The sequence below is a fragment of the Streptomyces sp. NPDC005722 genome, from assembly GCF_040630935.1.
Taxonomy (GTDB): domain Bacteria; phylum Actinomycetota; class Actinomycetes; order Streptomycetales; family Streptomycetaceae; genus Actinacidiphila.
In genome coordinates this window covers 42733-55455 of the sequence record NZ_JBEXYN010000026.1, presented here as the reverse complement: position 1 = coordinate 55455, position 12723 = coordinate 42733, and the positions used below count along the sequence as shown (strand labels likewise).

11 protein-coding genes and 3 tRNA genes are annotated in these 12723 nt (G+C 73.3%); 9 read left to right on the top strand and 5 right to left on the bottom strand.

Annotation, left to right across the window (positions count from 1 at the left end):
• Positions 1-22: 22 nt before the first annotated feature.
• Positions 23-772, bottom strand: coding sequence for an SLATT domain-containing protein (locus ABZ479_RS26680; RefSeq protein ID WP_500463899.1), 750 nt, complete (start codon positions 770-772; stop codon positions 23-25).
• A 203-nt stretch (positions 773-975) separates the two neighbouring features.
• On the opposite strand from ABZ479_RS26680, the gene purD reads away from it, so the two are divergent.
• The 4 genes from purD to ABZ479_RS26660 all read left to right on the top strand — a co-directional run bounded on the left by purD (position 976) and on the right by ABZ479_RS26660 (position 6714).
• The gene (gene purD, locus ABZ479_RS26675) at positions 976-2226 is read left to right on the top strand and encodes a phosphoribosylamine--glycine ligase (RefSeq protein ID WP_500463898.1); all 1251 of its coding nucleotides are present in this window, start codon (positions 976-978) and stop codon (positions 2224-2226) included.
• A 189-nt stretch (positions 2227-2415) separates the two neighbouring features.
• Positions 2416-4095, top strand: coding sequence for a hypothetical protein (locus ABZ479_RS26670; RefSeq protein ID WP_500463897.1), 1680 nt, complete (start codon positions 2416-2418; stop codon positions 4093-4095).
• Between the two features lie 95 nt (positions 4096-4190).
• A complete protein-coding gene (locus tag ABZ479_RS26665; protein WP_500463896.1) occupies positions 4191-5747 on the top strand; it encodes a N,N-dimethylformamidase beta subunit family domain-containing protein in 1557 nt (518 codons plus the stop codon).
• A 70-nt stretch (positions 5748-5817) separates the two neighbouring features.
• A complete protein-coding gene (locus ABZ479_RS26660) occupies positions 5818-6714 on the top strand; it encodes a phosphoribosylaminoimidazolesuccinocarboxamide synthase (protein WP_500463895.1) in 897 nt (298 codons plus the stop codon).
• Positions 6715-6895: 181 nt separating this feature from the next.
• Here the strand turns inward: ABZ479_RS26660 and ABZ479_RS26655 are convergent.
• From ABZ479_RS26655 to ABZ479_RS26640, 4 genes are all read right to left on the bottom strand, one after another.
• A tRNA-Gly gene (locus ABZ479_RS26655) sits at positions 6896-6968 on the bottom strand.
• A gap of 407 nt (positions 6969-7375) precedes the next feature.
• A tRNA-Gly gene (locus tag ABZ479_RS26650) sits at positions 7376-7448 on the bottom strand.
• 45 nt (positions 7449-7493) lie between these two features.
• Positions 7494-7565, bottom strand: a tRNA-Gly gene (locus ABZ479_RS26645).
• A 154-nt stretch (positions 7566-7719) separates the two neighbouring features.
• Positions 7720-8037 (bottom strand): Lsr2 dimerization domain-containing protein, encoded by a 318-nt coding sequence (locus tag ABZ479_RS26640; RefSeq protein ID WP_319138710.1) that lies wholly within the window; start codon positions 8035-8037, stop codon positions 7720-7722.
• Between the two features lie 261 nt (positions 8038-8298).
• On the opposite strand from ABZ479_RS26640, the gene purS reads away from it, so the two are divergent.
• From purS to ABZ479_RS26615, 5 genes are all read left to right on the top strand, one after another.
• Complete coding sequence (purS, locus tag ABZ479_RS26635) at positions 8299-8544, top strand: phosphoribosylformylglycinamidine synthase subunit PurS (protein ID WP_499599628.1); 246 nt, start codon at positions 8299-8301, stop codon at positions 8542-8544.
• On the top strand, positions 8541-9224 hold the full coding sequence (gene purQ, locus ABZ479_RS26630) for a phosphoribosylformylglycinamidine synthase subunit PurQ (RefSeq protein WP_499599630.1): 684 nt from the start codon (positions 8541-8543) through the stop codon (positions 9222-9224). The genes purS and purQ overlap by 4 nt, the downstream gene beginning before the upstream one ends.
• Entirely contained in the window at positions 9221-11470 is a 2250-nt protein-coding gene (gene purL / locus ABZ479_RS26625) for a phosphoribosylformylglycinamidine synthase subunit PurL (RefSeq protein ID WP_500463894.1), read from the top strand. Before purQ ends, purL begins: the two co-directional genes overlap by 4 nt.
• 142 nt (positions 11471-11612) lie before the next feature.
• Positions 11613-12455 (top strand): hypothetical protein, encoded by an 843-nt coding sequence (locus tag ABZ479_RS26620; protein WP_500463893.1) that lies wholly within the window; start codon positions 11613-11615, stop codon positions 12453-12455.
• 55 nt (positions 12456-12510) lie between these two features.
• Positions 12511-12714: a DUF4177 domain-containing protein gene (locus ABZ479_RS26615; RefSeq protein WP_018558397.1), complete on the top strand. Its 204-nt coding sequence runs from the start codon at positions 12511-12513 to the stop codon at positions 12712-12714.
• Positions 12715-12723: the final 9 nt, after the last annotated feature.

The window sequence follows — 12723 nt, the reverse complement described above, 5'->3', positions numbered from 1 at the left end:
GGAGGGCGCCCCCGGGCGGCGGTCAGCCGGCGCGGGGACCTTCCGGGGGGCGCTGCCGCGGCATGCTCGGCCGTCCGCCGGGCAGCAGCGGGAACCGCCCCCCGCCGCCGGGCGCGGCGCTCTCCGTGCCCCGGCCGCTCCCCGCCCAGGTGAGGGCCTGGGTCCGCAGCGGGGCGGCACCGGCCCGGAAGTCGACCATCCAGTCGCCGGTCTCGCAGCGCACGAGCTCCGAGACGTCCTCGCAGAAGCGGCGCAGCACCGACAGGCAGCGCTCGGCGGCCTCGGCCGCGGTGCCCTCCGTCGGGCCCAGGACCTCGCGGACCGACTCGGACGCCCAGTCGAAGCGCAGCGCCTCCAGCCGGCGCTGCACGGCCTGGGCGGTCGCCATGTCGCGCATCCAGCCGGCCGTCAGCCCGAGGTAGCGGTCCAGGCCCACGCACACGACGGCCAGCACCAGGGCGGCGTACGCCCAGCGGATGCGGCCGCCCGCGCCCACGACGGCGAGGACGGCGCCGGACGTCGCGAAGAGGGCCGCGCCGACCCGCAGCGCCCGGGCCCAGCGGCGCTTGCGCAGGCGGTCGGCGAGGTACCACTCGACGGTGCGCAGGGCGTCGGCCTCCACCCAGCGGTAGATCTCCTCCAGCCGCTCGGCCGGCTCCCCCCAGTCGCCGAGCGGGAAGGGCTGCGACCGCAGGTCCTCCTGCCTGTGCAGCGCGCGCCGCTTCGGCTTCTCCCGGGGGACCTCCTCGGGATACATGTCCGGCTGGCTCACCTGCACGCTCCCTCGCGACTTCCGATGACGAGGCACCTTCTTACCGCCGAACGGCTGACCGTGCGAGCGTCATCGGGTCATTTCCGCCCTTACGAGTCGCTTGATCAGGTATGGGGTCAGGCTTCGGCCACCCGAAAGAGTGAGCCGGGGGCCGGGGCGACCGGCCCGCGGGGCGGTCGCCGCCAGCCGATACCCTGGGCACCGTGAACGTGCTTGTGATCGGCGGCGGTGCCCGCGAACACGCCCTGTGCCGTGCTCTTTCCCTCGACCCCGACGTGGAGTCGCTGCACTGCGCGCCCGGGAACGCCGGCATCGCCGAGGTGGCGGAGCTGCACCCGGTCGACGCCATGGACGGCGCGGCCGTGGCCGACCTCGCCGAGCGGCTCGGCGCCGACCTCGTCGTGGTGGGCCCGGAGGCCCCCCTCGTGGCGGGTGTGGCCGACGCCGTGCGCGCCCGTGGCATCGACTGCTTCGGCCCGTCCGGGCAGGCCGCGGCCCTGGAGGGCTCGAAGGCGTTCGCCAAGGACGTGATGGCCGCGGCCGGCGTGCCGACCGCCCGCTCCTACGTGTGCACCACCCCCGCCGAGGTGGACGACGCGCTGGACGCCTTCGGGGCGCCGTACGTCGTCAAGGACGACGGTCTGGCCGCCGGTAAGGGCGTCGTGGTCACCGACGACCTGGAGGCCGCGCGGGCGCACGCCAACTCCTGCGAGCGCGTGGTCGTCGAGGAGTACCTGGACGGCCCGGAGGTCTCCCTGTTCGCCGTCACCGACGGCGAGACGGTGGTGCCGCTGCAGCCCGCGCAGGACTTCAAGCGCGCCCTCGACGCCGACGAGGGCCCCAACACCGGTGGCATGGGCGCGTACAGCCCGCTGCCGTGGGCCGATCCGCGGCTGGTCGAGGAGGTGGAGCGCACGGTGCTCCAGCCGACCGTCGACGAGCTGCGCCGCCGTGGCACCCCGTTCTCGGGCCTGCTGTACGCGGGCCTGGCGATCACCTCGCGCGGTGTGCGGGTGATCGAGTTCAACGCGCGCTTCGGCGACCCGGAGACCCAGGTCGTGCTCGCCCGGCTGAAGACCCCGCTGGCGGGCCTGCTGCGCGCCGCGGCGGCCGGCCGGCTGGCCGACTTCCCGCCGCTGCGCTGGAGCGACGGTGCCGCGGTGACGGTCGTCGTCGCCTCCGAGAACTACCCCGGCACCCCGCGCACGGGCGACCCGATCACGGGCCTGGACGAGGTCGCGGCGCAGGACGAGCACGCCTACGTGCTGCACGCGGGCACCAAGGCGGACGCAGAGGGCCGTGTGGTGAGCGCCGGCGGCCGCGTACTGTCCGTGACGGCCACCGGTGCGGATCTGGCCGAGGCCCGCGAGCGCGCCTACCGGGCGGTGGGACGGATCGGGCTGAAGGGCTCGCACCACCGTTCGGATATCGCAGAGAAGGCCGCCCAGGCCTGAATCAGCGGCAAGGCCACTCCAAGGGGTGATGCCTTCGCCATCCTGCTGACGTGAGCCCCGAGCCCAACTACTGTGCCCGGCAAGCGCACTGTGGAACCCCGCGAATACCGCACTATCGGACCTACCGACATTGCGGTGTCGGTGGGCGGTGCGACAGTGGGGGCATGCAGTCGCGTCAGCAGCTTGGGGGTGAGCACACCGTTGGCCGGGGAAGCAGGTGAGGGACACGCGCGGTCACGCGCGCTCGCCGTCCTGCGCATCCGCAGCGCCGCACTCACGGTGGCGCTGCTGCCCGCAGCGGTCGCGGTGGTGCTGCTGGTCGGCGGCGCGACGGGCCGCATCGTCGGTGACGCGTCCGAGGTGCTGCGCTGGGCGGTGGTCGCGGGCGCGCTGCTGGTGCTGCTGCTCGCGGCCGGTGTCGCGGCGGTGATCGTACGGGCCAGGCCGGCCGTGAGCCCGACCGTGGCCGTCTCCGAGGCGTCCGCGCCCGATCTGTACCGCATGGTGCGTGACCTGGCCGTTCGTCTGCAGGTGCCGGCCCCCTCCGCGATAGAACTGACCCCGGACTGCGACAGCTGGCTGGAGGACCGCACCCACCTCCGGCGCCGCAGCACGCCGTCCGAGGCGCCCGCGCTGGTGATCGGCTCGCCCTTCATGTGGTGGATGCGGGTCGCCGAGCTGCGCGCCCTGCTCGCACCGGTCGTGGCGGGCACGGGTCCGGCCGCCGATCCGGACATCGCGGCCGCCCGCCGCTTCGTGCGCGGCCTGGACGCCGCCGTCGGCGTGGCCACCGCCTCGCGGGAGCCCTCGGTGGTCGGCCTGGTGCGGGGGCCCGCGTACGGGTTCCTGGGCTGGGTCGCCAAGCTGCTGCTGCGCGGCTGCCGGGCGCACGCGGCGGAGATGGAGCGCGCGGTGGCCGCCTCCGCCTCCGAGCGGGCCCAGGCCGTCGACTACGGGCTGCGCATCGTGGCCCAGGAGCAGGTGGGCCTGGCCTACGCGGGCTGGGACCGGCTGCTGACCCGCGTGGCGCTGCCCGCCTGGCGCATGGGGCGCTGGCCGTCCCGTCTCGACGCGGGCGTGGTGGCGGCCCTGACCGAGCTGTCCCGGCGGGACCGGCTGGCGGAGGGCTTCGAGACCCGGCTGGGCGAGCGGCCCGCGTGCGACCTGCTGGAGGAGCCCGGCACGGTGGACGAGGCGGCCTCGCTGCTCGCCGCCCGGCTGTTCCACGGCGGTCCGCAGCGCTCGGGCGCCGAATGGGCCCCGGTCGGCTGGGACACCTATCCGCAGGAGGTCGTGGACCGCATCTGGCGCTCCGACGCCTCCCGCCTGGTCTCCGTCCTGGACGAGGTCCACGAGCCCGTGGGGGTCGCCGGGAGCCGGCGCATATCCGTGGCCTCCGGCGGCTCGCGGAGCGCGGTGGACGACTGCGACGAGCCGGCCCGCGCGACCCTGGCCCGGGTGCTGGAACGGCTCTCCGCGGGCGGCGGCGAGGAGCTGGCGGCCCGCATCACCCGGCACGTCGCCCGTGAGGAGGCCGTACGCGAGGCGGCCGCCCGGGAGGACTCCGCCGCACAGGTCCCGCCCGACGGCGCCTTCACGCCCGTCTACCATCTGCTTCCGCCCCGGACCGGCCGTGAGCTGCTCACCGACCACGTGACCGCGATGGTCTGCTGCGCCGCGGTGGACACCGCCGGCGCCGCCCCCGGCCTGGACTGGCTGGACGGGCCCGCCCTGCTGGTCGGCGGGGTGCGCCGGGGAGACCTGGCCTGGCCGGTGCTCCGGCTCGTGGAGAACGGCGACGCCGCCCCCCTGCGGTCCTGGCTCAGCGCCGTGGGCGTACGCCCCGAGAAGCCGATACGGCTCATCTGACGGAAAAATGGCGGGGTTTGTCCGCCCCGGCGTGAAATCCTGGCGACAATGCGCCACGAACAGTAACCAAGACAGCGCATTGTGTGATGTGCTGGATGTGCGCACACGCACACCACCTCGGGGGACACGAGGAGGGGACCATCGTGGTGAAGGAGCAGGTCCACCGCTGGCAGTCCGGGGCACTGGCGCACGGGGTCACCGACCCCTTCGGGCAGGGCCCGGTGCCGTGGCTGCGCGGTGCGGTGCAGTATCTGGACGACACCGGCCAGGTCGTGCCGTGGTACGTCGACCTGGCGGCAAGCCGGGGGGAGCCCGGGGGTTCCCCGGGCGACGCCGTGGGGCGCACGCCCCGCGTGCCCGGCCCGCGCGCGGCGGACGACGTGCGGTGCCAGATCAAGGGCTTCGCGCCGGGCGCCTCCGTGGCCCCCGGCGACGCCATCGACTTCCGGATCACCGTCGACCCGCCGCAGAGCTACGGCGTCGACGTCTACCGGATCGGGCACTACGGCGGGGACGGCGCCGCCCAGTTCACCTCCAGCCCCCGGCTGTCGGGGATCGTCCAGCCCACGCCGCTCGCCGCCGGGCGCACGGTCTCCTGCCACCACTGGTGGCAGTCCTGGCGGCTGCAGGTGCCCGCGTACTGGAAGCCCGGCGCCTACGTCGCCGTCCTCACCACGCAGGACGGCTACCGCAGCCACATCCCCTTCACCGTCCGCGACGACCGGCCGGCCGACCTGCTCCTGCTGATGCCGGACGTCACCTGGCAGGCGTACAACCTCTACCCCGAGGACGGCCGCACGGGCGCCAGCCTCTACCACGCCTGGGACGAGAAGGGCCGGCTGCTGGGCGAGGAGGAGGCCGCGGTCACCGTCTCCTTCGACCGCCCGTACGCGGGCGCCGGGCTCCCGCTGCACGTCGGCCACGCCTACGACTTCATCCGCTGGGCCGAGCGCTACGGCTACGACCTGGCCTACGCCGACGCCCGCGACCTGCACGCGGGGCGGATCGACCCCTCCCGCTACCGGGGCATGGTCTTCCCGGGCCACGACGAGTACTGGACGGTCCCCATGCGGCGCGCCGTCGAGGCGGCCAGGGACGGCGGCACCTCGCTGGTCTTCCTGTCCGCCAACACCATGTACTGGCAGACCGAGCTGGGCCCCTCCCCCTCCGGCGACCCCGACCGGCTGCTCAGCTGCCGCAAGCGGCGCGGCTCCCCGCCGGGCCGCAGCGCCCTGTGGCGGGACATGGGTGAGCCCGAACAACTGCTGATCGGCGTGCAGTACGCCGGCCGGGTGCCCGAACCGTCCCCGCTGGTGGTGCGGAACGCCGGGCACTGGCTGTGGGAGGCCACCGGCGCCGAGGAGGGCGACGAGATCCCCGGCCTGGTCGCGGGCGAGGCGGACCGTTACTTCCCGCGCACACCGCTGCCCGACTACATGGAACGGATCCTGCTCGCCCACTCCCCGTACGAGGACTCGGCGGGCCGCCGGGCGCACCAGGAGACCTCCCTGTACCGGGCGCCGGGCGGGGCCCTGGTGTTCGCCTCCGGCACCTTCGCCTGGTCCCCGGCGCTGGACCGCCCGGGCCACGTCGACCCCCGTGTCCAGCGCGCCACCGCCAACCTCCTGGACCACATCTGCAAGCACGGCTGACCCCCGCGTCGCGCCCCCCAGGCGCACGTACGGGAGAATCGGGAACCGAACCGCCGATCGGGGAGGACCCATGTCCGGATTCGTCCACAAGCCCGAGCCCGCGCAAGTACCGGGCCTGGTGCACCTGCACACCGGCAAGGTGCGCGAGCTGTACCAGAACGAGGCAGGGGAGCTGGTGATGGTCGCCAGTGACCGGATGTCCGCGTACGACTGGGTGCTGCCCACCGAGATCCCGGACAAGGGCCGCGTCCTGACCCGGTTGTCGCTGTGGTGGTTCGACCAGATCGCGGACCTGGTGCCGCACCACGTGCTGTCCACCGAGCTCCCCGAGGGCGCCCCCGCCGACTGGGAGGGGCGGACGACGATCTGCAAGCCGCTGCAGATGATCCCCGTCGAGTGCGTGGCGCGCGGCTACCTGGCCGGCTCCGGGCTGCTCGAGTACAACGCCGACCGCACGGTGTGCGGGGTGACCCTCCCCGAGGGCCTGGTGGACGGCTCCGAGCTGCCCGCGCCGATCTTCACCCCGGCCACCAAGGCCGAGGTCGGCGAGCACGACGAGAACGTCAGCTACGAGGAGGTCGCCCGCCAGGTCGGTGCCGACACCGCGGCGCAGCTGCGCCAGACCACCCTCGCGGTCTACGGCCGGGCCCGGGACATCGCCCGCGAGCGCGGCATCCTCCTGGCGGACACCAAGTTCGAGTTCGGCTTCGACGGTGACGTGCTGACCATCGCCGACGAGGTGCTGACCCCGGACTCGTCCCGCTTCTGGCCCGCCGAGCTGTGGGAGCCGGGCCACGCCCAGCCCTCCTACGACAAGCAGTTCGTGCGCGACTGGCTGACCTCCGCCGGGTCCGGCTGGGACCGCCGCGGTGAGCAGCCCCCGCCGGCCCTGCCGGAACAGGTGGTGGCGCAGACCCGCGCCAAGTACGTCGAGGCGTACGAGCGGCTCACCGGCCTCAGCTGGTAGCCCGCCACGGCCGGTACACCCGCACACCCGCCGCCCGTCCGCCGGTCCTCCCGACCGGCGGGTGAGGCGGCGGTGGTGTGTACGGCCGCGGGGTGTACGGCCTCGGTGCGCGCACGGCCGACGGCCCAGCCGCCCCAGGAACACCGAAGGCCCCGGTCGTCACGACCGGGGCCTTCCTCTGAGCGGACGACGAGGCTCGAACTCGCGACCTCAACCTTGGCAAGGTTGCGCTCTACCAACTGAGCTACGTCCGCCTGCTCCGCGCGTTCCCGTGCGGTGCGTCCTCCACTATAGCCAACCCTCGGGGCCTTGGGCACACACCCCGGCACGGCGGGTTCCCCGCGTCGTGTCCCGGAGGGCCCGCGGTGGGGGCGCGGGACGGGTGGGGACCGGCCCGCGCGCCTCCCGGAGGGTGCCCGGGGGTTCCCGGGCGAGGCGTCAACTCCGGTCCGGCGACGCGGCGTAGAGCCCTTCGAGCCCGCACCGGCGTTCCGTCGCCGGCCCGGTTCCGGAGCGCGGGAGGGATGCGGGCCGGCGACGATCACGGCCTGCCGCCACGGGAGTTCGGGTGCCCGCCCTGTGGGCACGGTCACACCGCCGGTGCCGGCCGGGAACACGAAGAAGGCCCCGGTCGGAAATCCGACCGGGGCCTTCTCTCAAGAGCGGACGACGAGATTCGAACTCGCGACCCTCACCTTGGCAAGGTGATGCTCTACCAACTGAGCCACGTCCGCACGGCGACTACTCTACCCGATCCTCAGGACCGGTCGAGCAATCAGAGCGGGTGACAGGGATCGCACACTGCGCCTTCCTCCTGGAAGGAGGATGTTCTGCTACTGAACTACACCCGCGTGGCCCGGGAGCCCGGCCTTTCGGCCCTGCCCTCGGCGTGCTCCAGACTCTAGCGGATCAACGGGGGTGGCTGTCCAATCGCTTCTTCCGGGTGATTCCCGGGTGGCGCCCCGGCCATCCCCGGCCGCTCGGGCCGGGGCGCCGGTGGCCGGATCAGCCGGCCTCGGCGTACGCCTCGTAGAGCTTCTTGGGGATGCGGCCGCGCGGCGGCACGTCGAAGCCCCGGGAGAGCGCCCAGGCGCGCACGGCGGCCGGGTCGGGGGCGAGTGAGGTGTGCTTGAAGGCCTTGCCGAGCCTGCTGCGGCGGCGGCCCGCCTCGACGTACGGCGCGAGGGCCTCGCGGAGCTGCTCGGCGTTCCCGGCGGACAGGTCGATCTCGTACGACTTCCCGTCGAGGCCGAAAGAGACCGTTTCCGCCGCTTCACCGCCGTCGAGGTCGTCGGAGAGCGTGACCACTACGCGCTGCGCCATGGATGCCGGTCCTTTCAATGGAGAAGGCCTGGGGCCTGCGTTGGCCCCGTTGTTGTACCGAAGCCGCGGGGCCGGGGTCAATGCTTTCCCAATTACCGGCCGGATGTTTTTCGCCGGGACCGCCCGGCCAATTCCTGCGGGTCTCCCGGCGGCAATCCGGCCGAGGGATATTCCGTGACCATCCTGGAATATCTACCCGCGTAGATTTTTCGGCGGGGTACGGTGGGGACATCTCACCGCAGCACACCACCGGGAGTGACCGTGGCACGCGTCGTAGTCGACGTCATGCTCAAGCCGGAGATCCTCGACCCGCAGGGCCAGGCGGTGCAGCGCGCGCTGCCGCGGCTCGGGTTCGAGGGAATCGCCGACGTCCGCCAGGGCAAGCGTTTTGAGCTCGAACTGGAGGGTCCGGTCGACGACGCCGCCCTCACCCGTATCCGCGAGATGGCCGAGACCTTCCTCGCCAACACCGTGATCGAGGACTTCACCGTGAAGGTGGAGTCGTGACCGCACGTATCGGCGTGGTCACCTTCCCCGGGACGCTCGACGACCGGGACACCCAGCGCGCGGTCCGCGTCGCCGGCGCCGAGCCGGTGCCGCTGTGGCACCGTGACAAGGATCTCCACCAGGTGGACGCGGTCGTCCTGCCCGGCGGATTCAGTTACGGCGACTATCTCCGGGCCGGGGCGATTTCCCGCTTCTCGCCCGTGATGGAGTCGATCATCGCCGGTGCCAAGGACGGTCTTCCGGTCCTCGGTATCTGCAACGGCTTCCAGGTGCTCACCGAGACGCATCTGCTGCCGGGTGCGATGCTGCGCAACAATCACCTGCACTTCATCTGCAGGGACCAGAAGCTGCGCGTCGAGAACAACTCGACGTCCTGGACCGCCGATTACGAGCGGGACCAGGAGATCAGCATCCCGCTGAAGAACATCGACGGCCGCTACGTCGCCGACGAGCACGTCCTGGACGAGCTGGAGGCGGAGGGCCGCGTGGTGTTCCGCTACGCGGACTGGAACCCCAATGGCTCGCTCCGGGACATCGCCGGCATCACCAACGCCGCGGGCAATGTCGTCGGCCTCATGCCGCACCCCGAGCACGCCGTCGAGTCGCTGATCGGGACCGGCCGCACCGACGGCCTCGGATTCTTCACCTCGATCCTCAAGAAGCTGGTTCACGCGTCATGACACTCGATTCCGTGAAGCACGCCACCGAGACTCCGGACACCGAGCAGCCGTGGGCCGAACTCGGCCTCAAGCAGGACGAGTACGACCGCATCCGGGAGATCCTCGGCCGCCGTCCCACCGGTGCCGAGCTCGCCATGTACTCCGTCATGTGGTCCGAGCACTGCTCGTACAAGAGCAGCAAGATCCACCTGCGCCAGTTCGGCGAGAAGGCCCCCGCCAACGACGCCATGCTGGTCGGCATCGGCGAGAACGCCGGTGTCGTGGACGTCGGGCAGGGCTACGCGGTCACCTTCAAGGTCGAGTCGCACAACCACCCCTCGTACATCGAGCCCTACCAGGGGGCGGCCACCGGCGTCGGCGGCATCGTCCGCGACATCCTCGCCATGGGCGCCCGCCCGGTCGCCGTCATGGACCCGCTGCGCTTCGGCGCGCCGGACCACCCCGACACCAAGCGCGTCCTGCCGGGCGTCGTCGCGGGCGTCGGCGGCTACGGCAACTGCCTGGGCCTGCCCAACATCGGCGGCGAGGTCGTCTTCGACTCCTGCTACCAGGGCAACCCGCTGGTCAACGCCCTGTGCGTGGGCGTGATGAAGCACGAGGACATCCACCTCGCCAAGGCCTCCGGCGCCGGCAACAAGGTCATCCTCTACGGCGCCCGCACCGGTGGCGACGGCATCGGCGGCGTCTCCGTGCTCGCCTCGGAGACCTTCTCCGACACCGGCCCGGCCAAGCGCCCCGCCGTCCAGGTCGGCGACCCCTTCCAGGAGAAGCTGCTCATCGAGTGCACCCTGGAGATCTTCAAGGAGAAGCTGGTCGCCGGCATCCAGGACCTCGGCGGCGCCGGCCTGTCCTGCGCCACCTCCGAGCTTGCCTCGGCCGGCTCCGGCGGCATGCGGGTCGAGCTGGACACCGTGCCGCTGCGCGACGCGACGCTCTCGCCGGAGGAGATCCTCATGAGCGAGTCGCAGGAGCGCATGTGCGCGATCGTCGAGCCGCGGTACGTCGACCGCTTCCTGGAGATCTGCGAGAAGTGGGACGTGATCGCCACCGTCATCGGTGAGGTCACCGACGGCGACCGGCTGGAGATCTTCTGGCACGGCGAGCAGATCGTCGACGTCCCGCCGCGCACCGTCGCCCACGAGGGCCCGGTGTACGAGCGCCCCTACGCCCGCCCCGCGTGGCAGGACGCGCTCCAGGCCGACGACGCCAACAAGCTGCCGCGCCCGGGCTCCGGCGAGGAACTGCGCGCCCAGGTCCTGACGATGGTCGCGCACCCGAACCAGGCCTCCAAGGCGTGGATCACCGACCAGTACGACCGCTTCGTGCAGGGCAACACCGTGCTGGCGCAGCCGGAGGACTCCGGCATGATCCGCATCGACGAGGACACCAACCTCGGCGTCGCGGTCGCCACCGACGGCAACGGCCGCTACGCCAAGCTCGACCCGTACACCGGCGCGCAGCTGGCGCTCGCGGAGGCGTACCGCAACGTCGCCACCAGCGGCGCCAAGCCGCTGGCGGTCTCGGACTGCCTCAACTTCGGCTCGCCCGAGGACCCGGCCGCGATGTGGCAGTTCGCCGAGGCCTGCCGCGGCCTCGCCGACGGCTGCCTGGAGCTGGGCACGCCGGTCACCGGCGGCAACGTCTCGCTCTACAACCAGACCGGCGACGTCGCCATCCACCCGACGCCCGTCGTGGCCGTGCTCGGTGTGATCGACGACGTCACGCGCCGCACCCCGGTCGCCTTCAAGGACCAGGGCCAGCTGCTCTACCTGCTGGGCGACACCAAGGAGGAGCTGGGCGGCTCCGCCTGGTCCCAGGCGGTCCACGACCACCTCGGCGGACTGCCGCCGGCGGTGGACCTGGAGCGCGAGAAGCTGCTCGGCGAGATCCTCATCTCGGCCTCCCGGGACGGCATGGTCGACGCGGCCCACGACCTGTCGGACGGCGGGCTCGTGCAGGCGGTCGTCGAGTCCTGCCTGCGCGGCGGGAACGGCGCGCGGCTGGTCGTGCCGGACGGCCTCGACCCGTTCGTGTTCCTGTTCTCGGAGTCGGCGGGCCGGGCGGTCGTCTCGGTGCCGCGCAGCGAGGAGCTCCGCTTCACCGACATGTGCGGTGCGCGCGGTCTGCCCGCGACGCGGATCGGTGTCGTCGACGGCGACGCGGTCGAGCTCCAGGGCGAGTTCAGCATCGCGCTGGACGAGCTCCGCACGGCTCACGAGGGCACGATCCCGGCCCTGCTGGCCTGATCCGGGCCCGACCCGGTCGGTCCGGCCCGGTCGGTCCGGCCCGGTCGGTCCGCCCTCCGCATACGCCCCCGTGCCGCCAGGCGCGGGGGCGCTTTGCCGGGGGGCGTGACCGCGCCGCGGCGGTTGGCCCCATACTCCAGGCGTGAGCGAGCGCGATACCCCCGGCGAACTTCCCCGGTGGCGCGGCCGTGACGCCGTGCGCTGGGCGGCGTGCCGCCCCGCCGCGTGGGCCCGTCCTCGCTGGGGCGCCCTGGCACTCGCGGCGGCCGCGTCCGTGGCGGCCGCAGCGGCCCCGGAGGCCCTCGGGGCGGCGCACTACGGGCTGGCCGCCGTCCAGTTGTACTGGCTGGCCAGACTGCCCGGGCTCACCCTGCTGACCGCGCCGGTGCTCGCCGGGCTCCTGGTCTGGCGGGTGGAACCGCAGGCCGCGGTCCCCGCCGTCGCCGCGCTGCTGCTGTGCTGGGCCGGTGCCCGGCACCGTACGGGGGTCCACCGCCGGCAGCGGCTGCTCGCCGCCAACGCCGCCCTGGGCGTACGGCTTCCGCTCCCCGAGCCCCTCCCGCCGCTGCGCCGCGGCCTGGGTACCGTCGCGTCCGGCGTGCTGCTGTGCGCGGCCGCCGTCCCGCCGCAGACCCGCCTGCTCGCCCTGGCCGGCGCCGCGTTGCTCGCCGTGGGTGCGGCGGCGCGGGTGCGGGCGGGTGCCCTGCGGCGCGGCGGGCAGCCGGTGCTGCGCGTGCTGACCCGGGAGGACGAGGACGGCCGGACGTGGGTGTTCGCGGCCGACGACCACGCGGGCCGGGCGCCGCTGTTCTCCTGCCCGGTGGAACCGGAGCCCGAGCCGCCGTCCGGCTCCCGCGGCGACGCGCTGCGGCCCTCGCTGCTGTTCGGGGCACCGTACGAGGGCGCCGAACTGGTGCTGCTGTCCGCCGACTCCGTGGGCGGCACCCTCGTCGACCGGGCGGCGGGACCGGTCCGGCCCGCGTAGTCCGGCGGTACTACTGTGCGTTCCGCAACCACCGGTACGACAAGGGGTGTCAACGATGCACGAGTACAAGGTCGTCAGCTTCCGCGAGTCGCTGATAGGCGACGCCATCGACGACGACAAGCTGGAGAAGACGCTCAACAAGCACGCCGAGGACGGCTGGCAGCTCAAGGCCATCACCTCGGCCGACGTCAAGGGCCGCATCGGCCCGGGCGCCGTGCAGGGGCTGCTGCTCACCTTCGAGCGCCCGCGCCAGGCCTGACCGCCGGGG